Below are 17,062 nucleotides of genomic sequence, written 5' to 3'. Positions count from 1 at the left end.
TTATATTTTAACGCATTATCGATGGAAAGAGTACAGTTTTTTTCATGACATCGAAGATTCCTCTCGGCGTAATGCGTATATACGGAAGGTGTGTACTTTGCAAAAAGAGCAGCGTATAGACGGGATCACAAAACTCGTAGCCTCTCTCAGTCAAAAGCTCTATCAGCTTTTGTTCCTTCTTCAGCACATTTTCATACGCTTCCGAAGAAGCACAGCCGCATAGCGCAAGCGGAATTTCATGCAGAATGTTCCCATTTTCCGCAAGGACGATTCCTCCCCCGATCTCTTTCATGCGAGCGAATGCGAGCAGCATATCCGCTTTATTTTTTCCAATCGCGACAATATCGCCTGTCGTCGTAAAGGAGCTCACAAACCCTTGCACGCTTGAAGCAAACCCTTTTATCATCGTATTCACTCGCCATTTTCCATGTTTATCAATCATTGTCAAATAACTTTCATCATGATCAAACGAGAGCTGTTCCATCGAATTGTCAATCTCAATCATATACGGCTCCATAATGACCGCATTCCGCATTTTTACGCCCATCGGCATGGAAAACTGCAAATCATCCATCGTCATATCATATGAAAGCTTAAGCGGGACAAGACCGCCTTTGTCCCAGCTCATTTTTGTAAACGCCTTCAAATCACAGCCGTCTTCACGAAGGATGACCCCTTTTGACAATACAGTCACAGGATTCGGATGTAACGGATCTTCAAGTATGTTCAGCGACGCCAATCTTCCCGGTCCGACCACACCTAAATAATCATCCATTTGATAATACTTTGCAATATGAAATGATGCCATGTTGTAGGCATCGATTGCAGGTACACCTTCTTCTAGCGCGATGCGGATCAGCTCATTTGTCATGCCGCCTTTATAAAAGTTCGGTGTCGCGCCGTCTGTCGTGTAAAAAAAGTGGTCATAACAGCGGAATCCCTTTTCATGCAGTTCCCGCAAGATTTTTCTTACATCTGGGCGAATGGAAGAATTCCGAAGGGAAACATAGTAGCCCTGTTCCAACCTTCTCATTACTTCATCACCTGTCATGGCTTCATGATCACAATCCGCTCCGAACAGCTTCATTTTTGTAAGCGTTTTATCCGAAGCGCCGGGGAAATGCCCTTCAATGCGTTTTCTCTGCTTCTTTGTAGTTTGCATGCAGTGAAGCATTAAATCATCACCATCAACTAAACGAGGCCATCCGGTCATTTCTCCGCCCTGAATCACATCCGGATGTTCAATCCACTGCTTTCTGACATCAAACGGAAGAACGTGGTCCTCGTTCTGAACCTCAGTCTGAAGGTCATAGCGTGACCACCAAAAATATTGAACAGGCTGCTTTTTAAGTTCATTTAATACGGTAAGCGCTTTCTTTTTTCCGGTTTGTAAAAGCAAAAATAAGTTATCATTCACGAATGTCGTTGTTCCGTATTGAGACACATATTCCGCCAGCGTTTGGGGATTATATATTTGAAAAGGATGTGCGTGCGGTTCGATATACCCCGGCACAATGTATTTTCCTTCACAATCGATCGTATGAATTTCTTCGGCTCGATTCGGAAGTTCATGACCCACGTAAACAATGCGGTCCTGATAAATCCAAATGTTTTTTTTCAGCCATTGTTTTACATATGGATTTAAGACGAGAGCATTCCGTAAAAGGAGCGTTGGAAGCAGCTTTGAGTCTACAACATCAACCTGTGCCCTGATGTCTTGGATTTTCCAGTTAAAGGTGCGTTCGGACATTCACATACTCTCCTTTACATGTATTAGACTCATGTTATCACATCCTTCCTCATGACGCATGATTAAAACGTAACAAGTTTTTGAAGGTCAATTACATTTGCAAGTACAAAGGAGCGGATTTCCATGAAGCCAAATATCAGTCTCATCAATGCAGTCTTCAGAATCGCATGCGGACTGACGATTATGTCAGCCGCCAGTGCAAAGTTTTCGAAAAAACCTTGGTGCAGAATGCACCTCTTTTACATCTTTATGGGGGCCATGAAAGCAGGATCGGGAATCTTGCGCTTCTGTCCTGTGACCTATATGTTTCAAAACAATGCTCCCGGCAATAACGAACAGGAGCATCAAAACAGATAAACAAAAAAGCTTGCTCACGATTCTTGAGCAAGCTTTTTCTTTATATAGAGATACCCTGCGGCTGCCAGCACTGTCGGATAAAGGAGTGCCCAGCCGCTGAATGAGTAAATCACTGCGCACGCCGCAAACGCCCCGAGCGCCATCCACCAGCCTGAATCTCTCCAGCTCAGCAGCTTCAGCGCTGCAGCCATTGTACATATGTAAGATGCGATAAAAGCCGCACTCGGTCCTTTTAACAGAGTCGTCAAATCGATTTGAAACAGGCAATGCGATATCAGCACTAAGCCAAACACTGCGGCCAGCGCTATCAATACACGGATAGGCGTATGATTTGTCTTGCCGAGTTTTCCGAAATAGACGGGAATGTGCCCTTCTCTCGCCAATGCGTACACCATTCGGGAAAAACCCGCAATATTGGCGTGAATGGTGGTAAATGTGATAAACAGCGCTAAACATACTGTTACATATACGCCGCTTTCCCCAGCTCCTTTTGATATGAGCATGGCAAGCGATGCGATTTCTCCATTTTCTCCATACGAATGAGTCCCTATCGTCACAAATGACAGCAGGATGTACAGCCCTGCCACACAAGCCGCTCCCAAAAACAAGCTGATTGGGACATCTTTTTCAGGGCGATGAAATTCCTCAGCCAATGGAGTAATCATTTCCCAGCCTACAAATGAGAAAAAAATCATCACAGAAACAGATCCCGCGGCAGGCCAGCCATGCGGAAGAAACGGCTGAAATTCTGCTGCTTCGACATGAGGCAATGACACGGCAACCGAAGCGACAAGAAGAAATACGATGACACACATGACGAGTGTACTGATATTCGCGGATAGTTGAATACCTCTCATATGAAGCAAAATTGAGACAATCAGCATGCATCCCGCAATCAAAGTAATCTGCCAATCGGAAGCCTTTATGATGTAACTGATGTAATGCGCGCCAGTCAAAGCGATGATGGGAACGCCGATCGGAACGGACCCTAATATGATCCAGCCCAAAACCGTGCCGGCTTTTTTCTGAAAAGCCAGCTGCACATAAGCCGTAATTCCTCCCGCACTGGGCGCTATTTTCACAAGCCGGGCCAGCGTGCCGACAAGAAGAAAAGATAAAAAAGACATAAACACCCAAACAAATAAAGAAGCGGGACCGGCTGCGTCAGCTGTGACAGACGGCAGAATCAATATTCCGCAGCCTAAAACGGCCCCAATCGTTAACGCCGTCCCTTGTATCCAAGTAATAGAACGCTGTAACTTTGGCAACATGCTACCCCCTCTCCCATTGATGGCTTTATTATAGGAAAAATAAGACGGCATCCATATGCTACAATGAAGTTAAATCAACAGTATCACCTTATGATTAAAGGAATTTTCATTCATTCGCCTAAATATGTAAAGGAGCCAGACAAATGGACGATACAGACCTTCAGATTCTCTCGCATTTGCAGCGAAATGGCAGATTAACAATGGTTGAGCTGGGAAAGCTTGTCGGACTCAGCTCGCCAAGCGCGGCGGAACGTGTCAGGAAACTGGAAGACAAAGGAGTGATTACCGGGTACAGCGCGAATATCTGTTACGAAAAACTAAACAAGCATGTCACCGCTTTCATCCTGATGGAGCCGAAAAGCTGCAAACACTACGCAGCCTTTGCCACAGCGCACCCAGATGTGGCTGAAAATCACCGCATTACAGGGATGTACAGCTATGTGACAAAAGTGGTGACAGAATCGGTACATACGCTTGAGGATTTTATTGACGCTTCGATGGCCCATGGCAAACCGACCACACTTGTTGTGCTTTCTTCCTCCGCTCAGCACCCCGCTTTTGCATAACAAAAAACCCGCAGCTCAATCTGCGGGTTTTGCACTTATTTTCGGGCAGCCTTCAAAGCGCGTGCGCCAATGTCTTTTCTGAAAAAGAGCCCCGGCTTAATCATCTCATCAACGGCTTTGTACACTCGGTCTCTCGCCGCTTCAAACGTTTCATCAAAAGCCGTCACATTGGCGACGCGGCCGCCGTTTGTGACAAACTCTCCGCCTTTTGCTTTCGTTCCTGCATGAAAGACCACAACCTGTTCTGTTTCCGCTGCAAGGCTGCCGATCGGCGTGCCTTTTGCATAGCTTTCCGGGTACCCTTCTGAAGCAAGCACAACACTCACAGCAGCGGTATCCTTCCATCTTAAGTCAACTTCCTTATCATCTAAAAGATCAAGAAGCACCTGTACCAGATCAGATTCCATGCGCGGAAGCACGACCTGTGTTTCCGGATCGCCGAAACGGGCATTAAATTCAATGACCTTCGAGCCGTTTTCAGTAAGCATCAATCCAGCGTACAAAACGCCAGTGAAGGAACGGCCTTCTTGTACCATTGCTTTTGCGGCCGGCTTAACGATCGTTTCTACAGCATGGCGAACCGTTTCTTCCGAAATTTGCGGAACTGGAGAGTAAGCGCCCATTCCGCCTGTATTCGGGCCTTTATCTCCGTCAAACGCCCGCTTGTGATCCTGGGCAATGACCATTGGATACACTTTTTCCCCTTTGACAAATGCCATCAGAGAAAACTCTTCACCGGACAAAAATTCTTCAATGACAACAGACGCGCTTGCATCACCGAACTTTTCATCCTCAAGAAAATCATGCAGGCATGCAATCGCTTCTTCCTCCGTCATAGCAACCGTTACCCCTTTTCCAGCTGCAAGTCCATCTGCTTTGATGACAATCGGAGCGCCTTTTTCCTGCACATATGCCCTCGCCTCTTCAAAAGAGGTAAACGTGTCGTATTCTGCGGTCGGAATGTCGTATTTCTTCATTAAATCCTTAGCGAACTGTTTACTGCCTTCAATGATCGCAGCGGCTTTTGATGGACCGAACACGCGCAAACCGGCTTTTTCAAACTCATCGACCAGACCTTCAATTAAAGGAACTTCAGGCCCGACAATAGTCAGGTCGACTTGATTTTCCTTTGCAAACGAGACAAGCCCGGCGTGATCGCTTTCTTCAATATTTATAAGCTGTGCGGAGGCTGTCATGCCGTCATTTCCAGGAGCGGCAAATACATTCTCGACGAGGCTGCTTTGCGCTGCCTTCCATGCCAGCGTATGTTCTCTTCCGCCTTTACCGATAATGAATACATTCACGTCGTTTTCATCTCCTTAATGTTTGAAGTGTCTAATCCCGGTGAACACCATGGCAATGCCGTATTCATCCGCTTTTTTGATAGAATCCTCGTCACGCACAGATCCCCCTGGCTGAATAATAGCCGTAACGCCCGCTTTTGCCGCTTCTTCAACAGTATCCGGCATCGGGAAAAATGCATCAGATCCGAGTGCGCCGCCCTTCGCTTTTTCTCCTGCTTGCTCGATGGCGATCTTCGCTGATCCGACGCGGTTCATTTGCCCTGCCCCCACGCCGATTGTCATGTTGTCCTTCGCGAGAACAATCGCATTTGATTTCACATGCTTGACGACTTTCCAAGCAAGCTTCAAGTCTTCCCACTCTTGCTCGTTCGGCTCTCTTTTTGTCGGAATGCTGATCTCCGCATCATCGAAGCCGTGCATATCTAAATCTTGAACCAGCAGTCCGCCTTGAACCGATGTCAGCTGTTTTTCCTTTTGAATGGCAGCAGCCACATCAAGCGTCAGCAGACGAAGATTTTTCTTCGCAGTCAGGATGTCAAGCGCATCTTGGCTGAAAGAAGGGGCAATGATGATTTCTAAGAAAATGCTGTGAAGCACCTCCGCAGTTGCCTTGTCCACTTCACGGTTCAGCGCGATAATGCCGCCGAAGATCGATGTTTTATCTGCTTCAAACGCTCTGTCAAATGCCTCTGCGATCGTTTTCCCTGTTCCTACGCCGCACGGATTCATATGCTTCACAGCCACCGCAGCCGGCTCAGTGAATTCACGTACGATTTGAACTGCCGCGTCCGCGTCTTTAATGTTGTTGTAAGAAAGCTCTTTGCCGTGGAGCTGTTCCGCCTGCGCAATAGAGCCTTTGACTGGAAGTGCTGTTTGATAGAATGTCGCTTCCTGATGCGGGTTTTCTCCGTAGCGAAGCGATTGTTTTTTCTCAAAGGTCACTGTGAATTGCTCAGGTTCTTTTTCACCGACAACGTCTGTCAAATAGTCAGCGATCAGCGCATCATACGCCGCAGTATGACGGAATACTTTTGCCGCCAACTCGCGTTTTTTCTGAAGTGATACGCCGCCTTCTTCTTTGATTTGATTCAGCACTGGGCTGTAGTCCGCCGGATCGACGATAACCGTCACATCCTGATGGTTTTTTGAAGCCGCACGCAGCATGCCCGGTCCGCCGATGTCGATGTTTTCGATCGCTTCTTCATATGTGACATCTTCTTTAGAAATCGTTTCTTTAAATGGATAAAGGTTGACGACTACGAGATCAATCGGCTGAATTCCGTGTTCATTGATCTGCGCCATATGCTCTTCATTGCCGCGAACTGCGAGAAGGCCGCCATGAATATTCGGATGAAGTGTTTTCAGCCGCCCGTCCATAATTTCAGGAAAGCCTGTCACTTCAGAAATTCCGATGACATTCACATCGTTCTCTTGAAGAAGCTTTTTCGTTCCGCCTGTTGAGATGACTTCAACGCCAAGCTCTGTTAATTCTTTTACGAAAGGAACAAGATTTGTTTTATCTGAAACACTGATTAATGCACGTTTAATGGCCATGCCTTTTCACCTCTGTTATTTAATCCTAATAGCTGTTTAATCACACTCGGATACCATTTATGCTCAAGCTTCTGAATCTGCTGTTCGATCGTTTCCAATGTATCGCTTTCGTCTATTTCGATTGCCTTCTGAGCAATGATGGGACCCGTATCCATTCCTTTATCGACGTAATGTACGGTGATTCCGGCCACCTTCACACCCGCCCGGTACGCCTGTCCGACTGCGTCGATCCCCGGGAACGCTGGCAGAAGCGATGGGTGAATATTAATGATTTTCCCTCCGTATGCCTGAAGCAGCGTATCGCCGATCAGCCTCATGTAGCCGGCAAGAATAATCATTTCAACATCATGAAGGTGAAGCTGTTCAATAATCGCCCGCTCAAATGCAGCCTTGTTTTCGTAAGACTTCGGCTCAAATGCAAAGGATGGAATTTGGTGCGTTTCCGCCCGTTCGATGACTTTCGCCTGCGGTTTGTCGCAAACGAGAAGCGATACGGACGCATCCCAGTTCTCCTCTTTTATCCGCGTGACGATGGCTTCGAAGTTTGAACCGTTCCCGGATGCAAATACAGCGAACTTTTTCATGAAAGTGCCGCACCGCCGAATGTGACGCCTTCGCCTTGTTTCACACGCCCGATCAAATAGGCTTTTTCGCCATGGCTTTCAAGCGTTTCGATCACATCTGTCAGATCCTCTTCTTTGACTGCCAAAATAAAGCCAATTCCCATATTAAAAACGTTGAACATGTCTTCTTCCTTCAGCTTGCCGTACTTTTGCAGGAAAGAGAAAATAGGCGGGATCGGCCATGAGCCGTGATCGATTTCCGCACTTAAGCCGTCTGGAAGCATGCGCGGGATATTTTCGATGAATCCTCCGCCTGTTACGTGCGCCATGCCGTCGATTTTCCCGCTTTTCACTGCGGCAAGAACAGGCTTGACATAAATTCTTGTCGGCTCAAGCAGTTCCTCGCCAAGCGGGCGCCCAAATGGTTCGTATGCTGTATCAAGATCCAGCTCAGCATCATCCAAAAGCACTTTTCTCACCAGAGAAAATCCGTTGCTGTGAAGGCCGCTGGAGCTGAGGCCGATCAAAAGATGACCTGCTTTGATATTGCCGCCAGTCACGATTTCGTCCTTTTCCGCCACTCCGACTGAGAAACCGGCAATATCGTATTCATCAGCTGTATATAGTCCCGGCATTTCAGCCGTTTCGCCGCCGACTAAAGCTGAACCTGACTGCTCACATCCGTCTGCCACACCTTGTACGATCTGCTCAATTTTCACAGGATCCGCTTTTCCGACCGCTAAATAATCGAGGAAAAACAGCGGCTCTGCACCTTGTGCCAGTACGTCATTGACACACATCGCAACAGCGTCCACACCGATCGTGTCATGCTTATCCATTGAAAAAGCGAGCTTTAATTTTGTACCGACACCGTCCGTTCCCGAGATTAAAACGGGCTTTTGATAAGAAAGCTCAGACAGGTCAAACATGCCGCCAAAACCGCCGAGGCTGCCCATCACGCCAAGTCGTTTTGTGCGCTCCACATGTTTTTTCATTCGTTTTACAGCTTCATATCCGGCTTCGATGTCAACTCCTGCGTTTTTATATGCTTCAGACATCCTATTCACTCCTTTAAGGCGCTTTTCAAAATATCTCCCTGTACGAGGGCAGAAAGAGAAAGGCAGCCGAATTGCGCTGCCTTATGTCATTTTCAAGTTTTATTTGGTCAATACGGCTTCTTTTACATGAGGAAGCACTGTATCCTGGAAAATTTCAGTCGGATATTTTCCTGTAAAGCAGGCAAGACACTGTCCGCAATTAGCATCCTCATATGGTCTGTCAATGCCTTTCAAGAGTCCTTCCACACTCAAAAATGAGAGGGTGTCAGCCCCGATTTCCTGACGGATTTCTTCAACTGAATGTGATGACGCAATTAATTCTTCATGTGTGGATGTATCAATGCCGTAAAAACACGGATGAGCGATCGGCGGTGAACTGATTTTGACATGCACCTCTGTCGCACCCGCTTCTCTGAGCATCGTGACAATCCGGCGGCTTGTTGTTCCGCGCACGATAGAGTCGTCTACCATGACGACGCGTTTGCCTTCCACAACCCCGCGCACCGCCGACAGCTTCATTCTCACGCCTTGCTCTCGAAGAGCCTGGGATGGCTGAATAAACGTTCTGCCGACATAGCGGTTTTTGATTAAGCCGAGCTCATACGGAATGCCTGTTGCTTCTGCATAGCCGATCGCCGCAGAAATACTGGAATCCGGGACCCCTGTCACGACGTCAGCTTCAACTGCGGATTCCTGAGCCAGCATTTTTCCAAGGTTTTTACGGGCACTGTGCACGTTAATGCCGTCAATGTTGCTGTCCGGTCTTGAGAAATAAATGTACTCCATGCTACAAATGGAACGATTGATATTCATGGAAAAACGCTCTGATTTCATGCCTTCATCATTGATGATCAGCATTTCGCCCGGTTCTACCTCACGAAGATATGTCGCACCGACGACATCGAATGCGCACGTTTCTGAGGCGACCACATAAGCGCCGCCCATCATGCCGATTGACAGCGGTCTAAGCCCGTTTGGATCAAGGGCAACAATCATTTCTGTCTCGGTCATAATCAGAAATGCGTAGGCGCCTTTCAGCATGGAAAGCGCGTTTTTCATTTGCTCCTTCAGGGTGAAGTGGCCGCTTCTTTTGATCAGGTGAGCCAAAACCTCAGTGTCTGAGGAGGTTTGAAAAATGCTCCCTTGATTTTCAAGCTGCTGCTTCAGCTGAGTGGCATTGACAAGATTTCCGTTATGAGCAAGCGCCAGACTTCCGTTGTTTTGGGAATGGAAGAGGAGCGGCTGAACATTTTCGTATCCGCCGCCTCCAGCCGTCGCGTACCGAACGTGCCCGATTGCTCCTTTTCCCTTCACTTTACTGAGCTCGCCATTTTGAAAGACTTCCGTAATCAGCCCTTGGCCTTTGTGCGCTGTTATTTTTTCACCGTCAGTTGCGACAATTCCCGCGCCCTCCTGCCCTCTGTGCTGGAGGCTGTGGAGTCCGTAATACGTGATTTGCGGCGCTTCTTCATGTCCCCAAATCCCAAAAACGCCGCATTCTTCATTTAAGCCTTTGATTTCAGCAAGCATGGGATAGCTCCTTTCCACGCGCGCTCAAGCTCTTTCGTTTGCGCATGAATCAATTGTTGTCCATCTTGATTTTGAATCGTTAAAATTCCGTCAGCTGTAACCTCACCGACATGAACCGTATCTTCCACAGCTGCTTCAAACGCGGCTTGGTGTTCTTTCTTCACAGAAACGACAAAGCGGGATTGAGATTCAGAGAATAATAAGGCTGCTTCCCCTTCTATAGCTACGTTCGCACCAAGGTTTTCCCCCGTCATGACACTTTCTGCAATCGCTACGCCTAAGCCGCCTTCAGACACATCATGCGCAGATTGAACGAAGCCTTTTTTAATCGCGGCAAGCAATGCTTTTTGGCGAGCCAGCTCTACATCAAGATCGATTTGCGGCGCTTTTCCGTAAATGCGGCCTTCTGTCATTTTCTGCAGCTCGCTTCCGGCAAACTCAGGTTTTGTTTCGCCGATCACGTATATGAGATCTCCTGCTTCTTTGAAATGCTGTGTTGTAATATGTGCTGTATCTTCAATTAAACCGACCATGCCAATTACAGGTGTCGGGTAAATCGCCGTTCCGTTTGATTCGTTATAAAGCGAAACGTTTCCGCCGATAACAGGTGTGCTGAGAACATTGCACGCCTCACTGATGCCGTCAGCCGCTTTTTCGATCTGCCAGAAGATATCCGGTTTCTCTGGATTTCCGAAGTTAAGGTTATCTGTCACTGCAAGCGGTTCTGCCCCTGAGCAAATGATGTTGCGTGCCGCTTCAGCGACAGCAATTTTTCCGCCGGCTTCAGGATCAAGATAGAGGTAACGGGCGTTACAGTCTGTCGTCATCGCCAGCGCCTTTTTCGTTCCGCGGATTCTGAGAACACCTGCATCAGACCCGGGAGCGACAACTGTATTCGTGCGCACCATGTAGTCATACTGATCGTAAACCCACTCTTTGCTTGCGATCGTCGGCTGCTGGAGAAGAGCCTTCAGTGTTTCGTTCGCATCATCAATTCGAGGAGCGTGAACATCCGTTGCTAAAAACTCGCGGTAGTAGGCAGGCTCTTGAGATGGCTTATGATACACCGGCGCTTCTTCTGCCAAGGCATCAACAGGCAGCTCGCATACTACCTCTCCTTTGTGTGTCAGGCGAAGCGTTTTATCATCTGTGACACGTCCGACAGAAACCGCTTCAAGATCGTACTTGTCAAAAATATCGATGATTTCCTGCTCACGTCCGCGCTCAATGACCAAAAGCATCCGCTCCTGTGATTCAGAAAGCATCATTTCATATGCAGTCATACCTGTTTCACGCTGAGGAATCAGATCAAGGTTCATTTCAATACCAGAGCCGGCTTTACTTGCCATTTCCGCGCTTGAGCTCGTTAAACCGGCAGCTCCCATATCCTGAATGCCGACTAACGCATCACATTGGATGACTTCCAAACATGCTTCAAGCAAAAGCTTCTCCATAAACGGATCGCCGACTTGAACAGCAGAGCGCTTTTCTTCAGACGAATCAGACATTTCCTCAGAAGCAAACGTAGCACCGTGGATTCCGTCACGTCCTGTTTTCGCTCCTACGTACATGACTGTGTTGCCGACACCCTTCGCTTGGCCTTTTTTGATGTCTTCATGGTTGATTAAACCGACACACATGGCGTTGACGAGCGGATTCCCTTCATAGCTGCTGTCAAACTGCACTTCTCCGCCGACTGTCGGAATACCGATGCAGTTGCCGTAACCGGCGATACCCGCTACTACTTCTTCAAACAAGTACTTCACGCGCGGTGAAGTCAATTCACCAAATCGAAGAGAATTCAATACAGCGATTGGACGGGCACCCATTGAGAATACATCACGGATAATGCCGCCTACACCAGTCGCAGCGCCTTGATAAGGTTCAAGAGCAGATGGGTGGTTATGTGATTCAATTTTGAACACAACCGCTTGGTTATCACCGATATCAACAATCCCGGCGCCTTCTCCCGGCCCCTGCAGCACACGCTCGCCGCTTGTCGGAAATTTACGCAGAATCGGTTTTGAATTTTTGTAGCTGCAATGCTCTGACCACATAACAGAAAAAATTCCGATTTCAGTGTAATTCGGCAATCTGCCAAGAATGGATTCAATCAATGCAAACTCATCATCACTGACACCCATTTGCTGATACATTTTCTCTTCTTTTATTTGTTCTTTACTTGGTTCAAGCAGTAGTGACATGAGTTTCCCTCCAATTTTTCACGATAGACTGAAACAACGCAAGACCGTCGGCGCTTCCAAGCAGTTCATCAACCGCGCGCTCAGGGTGAGGCATCATGCCTAATACGTTGCCTTTCTCATTCACGACACCGGCAATGTCGCTGACACTCCCGTTCATATTGGAGCCGTATGTGAAAGCGATTTGGTTGTTTTCTTTCAATGAAGCAAGCGTTTCATCATCACAGTAGAAATTTCCTTCACCATGGGCAACCGGGATTGTAATTGATTGGCCCTTTTCATAGGAAGCTGTGAATAATGTTTTGTCGTTTTGCACAATTAATTCAGCCGGACGGCAAATGAACTTCAAATCTTTGTTGCGTCTCATTGCCCCTGGCAGAAGGCCAAGCTCCTGTAAAATCTGGAATCCGTTGCAGACGCCAAGAACAGGTTTTCCTTCAGCGGCCGCCTGTTTGACAGCTGGCATAATATTCGCAAATCTGGCGATAGCACCGCATCTCAAGTAATCGCCGTAAGAAAATCCTCCCGGAATTAATACCCCGTCAAAGGCGTCAAGATTTGTTTCCTCATGCCAGACATATTCCGCATCATGGCCTAGCTCATCCTTTACAGCATGATACATATCGATATCACAGTTGGAGCCGGGTAACACAATCACCGCAAATTTCACTGTGCGACTACCTCCTCAACCTCGTATCTGTAATCTTCAATCACTGTGTTTGCAAGAAGTTTTTCGCACATTTCTTTTACGAGGACATCAAGATCACGGTCAGATTTTTCAATGGTGAGCTCCATGTATTTTCCGATGCGTACGTCCTGAACCTCGCTGTACGTCATACTGTGCAAGGCATGCTGGACAGCGCTCCCTTGTGGATCTAGCACACTTTCTTTTAAGCTGACATATACTTTTACTTTATACATGATGAATGCCTCCCAGTCTTTTGAAAATCTCTTCGTATGCGTCGGTTAAGCTTCCAAGATTGCGTCTGAATAAATCTTTGTCCAGCTTTTCGTTCGTGTCTTTATCCCACAAGCGGCATGTGTCAGGAGAAATTTCATCCGCCAATAGCACTTGCCCGTCTGCATCTAAACCGAATTCAAGCTTGAAATCTATTAATCTGACATGACAATCATCAAAAATCGTTTGAAGCTCTTCATTTACTGTTTTTGTAATGGACTTAATTGTTTCTACCTGCTCAGGAGTCGCCGCCTTCAAGAGCCAAATATGATCTTCTGTGATGAGCGGATCACCCAGCGCGTCGTCCTTATAATAAAATTCGATAATCGGCTGCTCGAGCTCCGTGCCTTCTGGAATGCCGAGACGTTTGGACATGCTTCCTGCCACAACATTTCTGACGACGACTTCAAGCGGCACAATCGTTACCTTTTTAATAAGCTGTTCTGTTTCTGAAATACGCTCGATAAAGTGATTGTGAATGCCTTTAGCGTGAAGGTGCTTGAAAATGAAACTTGAAATTTCGTTATTTAAACGCCCTTTTCCGCTGATTTCTGCTTTTTTTTCACCGTTAAAGGCAGTGGCGGAGTCTTTGTACACGACATATAGCGTGTTTTCGTCATCGGTTCTATAGATCCTTTTTGCTTTTCCTTCATATAAAAGTTCATTCTTCATAATATTCACAGAAGGCCTCCTAATCCGAATGTTGGGAATTTTCAAACGACAGCGGCCTAGAAGAAGCCGCTTATCAGCTTCTTCTACGCTAAACCTAAACGTTCAAAGATCAGATCAACATTTTTCAGATGGTAGTTGTAATCAAAACAGTCAGCAATTTTTTCTGAAGAAAGACGGGATGTGATTTTCTCTTCCGCTTCCACAAGCTCACGGAACGGCACTTGTTTTTCCCATGCCTCCATTGCTTTTGGCTGCACTGTGTCATAGGCTTCTTCCCGAGTAAGGCCTGTGTCAATCAAAGCAAGCAGCACGCGCTGAGAGTAGATCAGGCCGAGCGTGCGATCCATGTTGCGCTTCATGTTCTCCGGGAAGACCGTTAAGTTCTTCACGAGGTTTGAGAAGCGGTTCAGCATGTAGTTGAGCGCGATTGTCGCATCGGGGAGAATAATCCGTTCAGCTGAAGAATGAGAAATATCGCGTTCATGCCATAATGGCACATTTTCATAAGCTGTTAGCATGTAGCCGCGGATGACGCGCGCCATGCCTGTCATGTTTTCTGAGCCGATCGGGTTGCGTTTGTGCGGCATTGCAGATGAACCCTTTTGCCCTTTCGCGAAAAATTCCTCAACTTCGCGTGTTTCACTTTTTTGCAGCCCGCGAATTTCCATTGCGAATTTCTCGATGCTTGTCGCAATCAAAGCAAGCGTCGACATATAATCAGCATGGCGGTCACGCTGTAAGGTTTGAGTTGAAATCGGCGCTGCTTTCAATCCGAGCTTCTCACATACATATTGCTCAACAAATGGATCAATGTTCGCATATGTGCCGACAGCGCCGGAAATCTTCCCAACCTCGATGCCTTCTTTCGCTTGTTTGAAACGCTCAAGATTACGTTTCATTTCTTCATGCCAAAGCGCAAGTTTCAAGCCGAATGTTGTAGGCTCAGCGTGTACGCCGTGTGTACGTCCCATCATGACTGTGTATTTATGTTCTTTTGCTTTTCCCTTAATAATGTCAACAAATCTCTCAAGGTCCTTGAGCAGAATATCGTTTGCCTGTTTTAATAAGTACGAAAGAGCTGTGTCCACAACGTCAGTTGACGTTAAGCCGTAGTGCACCCATTTTCTTTCTTCGCCCAATGATTCGGAAACGGCGCGTGTAAAAGCGACAACGTCATGGCGCGTGTCCTGTTCGATTTCTAAAATACGGTTGATGTCAAATGACGCGTTTTCGCGCATGACCTTTACGTCTTCTTTCGGAATAACGCCAAGCTCCGCCCACGCTTCACAGGCGAGAATCTCCACCTCCAGCCACGCTTGAAATCTATTTTCATCCGTCCAAATCGCGGACATTTCAGGTCTTGAATAACGTTCGATCATTCTGCTTGTCCTCCGTCTCTATTCATCCATTGATTTGTAATCTCCTGAATCCAGTCGTCTTCAGGCTGCTTCATAAAAGTAATATGCCCCATTTTGCGGTCTTTTTTAATATCATGTTTTCCGTATATATAAAGCTTTGCTTCTTTTAAAAGCTCCGGCACTTCCTCCACAAGCTTCACTTCATCACCGAGAAGATTCACCATCATGCCTGGCTTCAGCAAATCTGTTTTTCCCAGCGGAAGGCCGCATACCGCTCTGATATGCTGTTCAAACTGGCTCGTTTCGCATAGGTCCAGCGTATAATGCCCAGAATTGTGCGGTCTTGGCGCTAGTTCATTGACCAAAAGCTCTCCATCTTCTCTCAGGAACAACTCAACAGCAAGCGGCCCGACAAGATTGAGCTCTTCTGCAAGCTTAACAGCCAGCTCAGCAGCCTTCTTCTCAATTCCTTCCTCCACCCGCGCAGGCACGATGCTTTGGAAGAGAATATTGTTGTGGTGAATATTTTCAGCTGCCGGAAATGTTGAGATTTCGCCGTTTACCGATCTGACGACGATAACCGACAGTTCCATTTTAAAAGAAACCCAGCTTTCGAGAATGCAAGTGCCGTGTTCTAAAAGAGCGGCAGCCTGCTCCATTTGCGTCTCTTCCTTGATCACAAATTGGCCTTTGCCGTCATATCCGCCGCGGCATGTTTTCAGCACTGCTGGAAGCCCGAGCTCCTGTACCGCCTGTTTCAGGTCATCCTTTGTATGAACAATGCGGTACGGCGCGACTTCACAGCCTGCGGCTTGAATGGCTTTTTTCTCTGTTTCACGGTTTTGGGTAACAAGCAGCAGCTCACTTCCTTGCGGGAGATACGCATGATCCTTTAGCCAATACAGCGCGTCATAGTCGATGTTTTCAAACTCATACGTGATGATATCGCTGATGTCAGCCAATTTCCGAATCGCTTCACGGTCATTGTAATGAGCGGTAATCTCGACATCCGCAACCTGCCCGCACGGCGAATCTTTCACTGGATCAACGACAGCGACTTTATATCCCATTTGTTTGGCGGACACTGCCATCATTTTCCCAAGCTGGCCGCCGCCGATAATGCCGATTACAGCTCCCGGATAGATGATTTGATTAGACAAGCTGATCACTGCTTTCTAACACCGTCTGTTTTGTATGTTCTCTTCTCACATCCAGCTTACGGGCAAGCGCTTCGTCAAAAGCTGACAAAATTTGCGCCGCTAACAGGCCGGCGTTCACCGATCCCGCTTTGCCAATAGCTGTTGTTGCAACAGGCACGCCTCCAGGCATTTGAACGATGGAAAGAAGTGAATCCATCCCGTTCAGCGCTTTGGACTGAATCGGAACTCCGATGACCGGCAGTGTTGTTTTCGCCGCCGTCATCCCTGGAAGATGGGCCGCTCCTCCGGCACCGGCGATTATCACCTTGATGCCTCTTTCTCTGGCAGTTTCAGCGTATTCAAACATCAAATCAGGCGTCCGGTGAGCGGAAACAACCTTTTTTTCGTACGGAACATTAAGTTCGTCGAGTATGTCGCATGCGTTTTTCATTGTCTCCCAATCGGAAGTGCTTCCCATGATGACTCCTACTAGCGGCTGCATTCTGTTCCCACCTTCTCATGCTTTTGTTTTCAGAAAATAAAAAATACCCGCTCTGCATTGCACTTATGAGGAAGCAATACAAACCGGGCATGGTACATGTATCGTCAGTCGTTCGCTTCTGCGATATATCCATGTCAGTTTTATCGATCACTTTCCTGCATAGTCCGGCAATTTACGGTTGCCAGGTAGAAACTTATGGGCCATATTCCCAAGATTATATGAGGTCGTGTTTTGATTTCATGTTTATCTTAACAACGGACATGGATAATGTCAACGATA

16 protein-coding genes and 1 riboswitch are annotated in these 17,062 nt (G+C 47.2%); of the genes, 2 read left to right on the top strand and 14 right to left on the bottom strand.

Annotated features, from left to right (window positions below; genetic code table 11):
• Window positions 1-7 precede the first annotated feature (7 nt).
• Window positions 8-1,750, bottom strand: a complete 1,743-nt coding sequence (locus AAGG74_RS21700; protein WP_429677197.1) for an adenine deaminase — start codon at window positions 1,748-1,750, stop codon at window positions 8-10.
• A 123-nt stretch (window positions 1,751-1,873) separates the two neighbouring features.
• Here AAGG74_RS21700 and AAGG74_RS21695 point away from each other — a divergent pair, with 123 nt between their 5' ends.
• Window positions 1,874-2,107: a YgaP family membrane protein gene (locus AAGG74_RS21695; protein WP_162104256.1), complete on the top strand. Its 234-nt coding sequence runs from the start codon at window positions 1,874-1,876 to the stop codon at window positions 2,105-2,107.
• A gap of 14 nt (window positions 2,108-2,121) precedes the next feature.
• On the opposite strand, the gene AAGG74_RS21690 is transcribed toward AAGG74_RS21695, so the two are convergent.
• Window positions 2,122-3,378, bottom strand: coding sequence for an APC family permease (locus AAGG74_RS21690; RefSeq protein WP_429677195.1), 1,257 nt, complete (start codon window positions 3,376-3,378; stop codon window positions 2,122-2,124).
• Window positions 3,379-3,521: 143 nt separating this feature from the next.
• Between AAGG74_RS21690 and AAGG74_RS21685 the strand changes: the two genes are divergently transcribed.
• On the top strand, window positions 3,522-3,944 hold the full coding sequence (locus tag AAGG74_RS21685; protein ID WP_162104258.1) for an Lrp/AsnC family transcriptional regulator: 423 nt from the start codon (window positions 3,522-3,524) through the stop codon (window positions 3,942-3,944).
• A 35-nt stretch (window positions 3,945-3,979) separates the two neighbouring features.
• Here the strand turns inward: AAGG74_RS21685 and purD are convergent, their stop codons facing one another.
• The 12 genes from purD to purE form a co-directional block, all read right to left on the bottom strand.
• Window positions 3,980-5,248: a phosphoribosylamine--glycine ligase gene (gene purD / locus AAGG74_RS21680; protein WP_429677193.1), complete on the bottom strand. Its 1,269-nt coding sequence runs from the start codon at window positions 5,246-5,248 to the stop codon at window positions 3,980-3,982.
• 15 nt (window positions 5,249-5,263) lie between these two features.
• Window positions 5,264-6,802 (bottom strand): bifunctional phosphoribosylaminoimidazolecarboxamide formyltransferase/IMP cyclohydrolase, encoded by a 1,539-nt coding sequence (gene purH / locus AAGG74_RS21675; protein ID WP_429677192.1) that lies wholly within the window; start codon window positions 6,800-6,802, stop codon window positions 5,264-5,266.
• Window positions 6,781-7,386: a phosphoribosylglycinamide formyltransferase gene (gene purN / locus AAGG74_RS21670; protein WP_429677191.1), complete on the bottom strand. Its 606-nt coding sequence runs from the start codon at window positions 7,384-7,386 to the stop codon at window positions 6,781-6,783. The genes purH and purN overlap by 22 nt, the downstream gene beginning before the upstream one ends.
• Complete coding sequence (purM, locus tag AAGG74_RS21665; RefSeq protein ID WP_162104262.1) at window positions 7,383-8,423, bottom strand: phosphoribosylformylglycinamidine cyclo-ligase; 1,041 nt, start codon at window positions 8,421-8,423, stop codon at window positions 7,383-7,385. The genes purN and purM overlap by 4 nt, the downstream gene beginning before the upstream one ends.
• Before the next feature lie 99 nt (window positions 8,424-8,522).
• On the bottom strand, window positions 8,523-9,953 hold the full coding sequence (gene purF / locus AAGG74_RS21660) for an amidophosphoribosyltransferase (RefSeq protein ID WP_162104263.1): 1,431 nt from the start codon (window positions 9,951-9,953) through the stop codon (window positions 8,523-8,525).
• Window positions 9,929-12,157, bottom strand: coding sequence for a phosphoribosylformylglycinamidine synthase subunit PurL (purL, locus tag AAGG74_RS21655; protein WP_429677190.1), 2,229 nt, complete (start codon window positions 12,155-12,157; stop codon window positions 9,929-9,931). Before purL ends, purF begins: the two co-directional genes overlap by 25 nt.
• Window positions 12,141-12,824 (bottom strand): phosphoribosylformylglycinamidine synthase subunit PurQ, encoded by a 684-nt coding sequence (gene purQ / locus AAGG74_RS21650; protein ID WP_429677189.1) that lies wholly within the window; start codon window positions 12,822-12,824, stop codon window positions 12,141-12,143. Before purQ ends, purL begins: the two co-directional genes overlap by 17 nt.
• Window positions 12,821-13,075, bottom strand: coding sequence for a phosphoribosylformylglycinamidine synthase subunit PurS (purS, locus tag AAGG74_RS21645; protein ID WP_162104266.1), 255 nt, complete (start codon window positions 13,073-13,075; stop codon window positions 12,821-12,823). Before purS ends, purQ begins: the two co-directional genes overlap by 4 nt.
• A complete protein-coding gene (gene purC, locus AAGG74_RS21640) occupies window positions 13,068-13,793 on the bottom strand; it encodes a phosphoribosylaminoimidazolesuccinocarboxamide synthase (protein WP_429677188.1) in 726 nt (241 codons plus the stop codon). Before purC ends, purS begins: the two co-directional genes overlap by 8 nt.
• Before the next feature lie 74 nt (window positions 13,794-13,867).
• Window positions 13,868-15,163 (bottom strand): adenylosuccinate lyase, encoded by a 1,296-nt coding sequence (gene purB, locus AAGG74_RS21635; RefSeq protein ID WP_429677187.1) that lies wholly within the window; start codon window positions 15,161-15,163, stop codon window positions 13,868-13,870.
• Complete coding sequence (purK, locus tag AAGG74_RS21630) at window positions 15,160-16,302, bottom strand: 5-(carboxyamino)imidazole ribonucleotide synthase (RefSeq protein WP_429677186.1); 1,143 nt, start codon at window positions 16,300-16,302, stop codon at window positions 15,160-15,162. Before purK ends, purB begins: the two co-directional genes overlap by 4 nt.
• Window positions 16,295-16,783, bottom strand: coding sequence for a 5-(carboxyamino)imidazole ribonucleotide mutase (gene purE, locus AAGG74_RS21625; RefSeq protein WP_429677185.1), 489 nt, complete (start codon window positions 16,781-16,783; stop codon window positions 16,295-16,297). Before purE ends, purK begins: the two co-directional genes overlap by 8 nt.
• Window positions 16,784-16,923: 140 nt before the next feature.
• A riboswitch (purine riboswitch) is annotated at window positions 16,924-17,025 on the bottom strand.
• Window positions 17,026-17,062 lie beyond the last annotated feature (37 nt).

This window comes from Bacillus mexicanus, from assembly GCF_050445615.1.
Taxonomy (GTDB): domain Bacteria; phylum Bacillota; class Bacilli; order Bacillales; family Bacillaceae; genus Bacillus; species Bacillus mexicanus.
The sequence above is the reverse complement of the archived record's forward strand: the minus strand, read 5'-3'. Positions and strand labels throughout refer to the sequence as shown.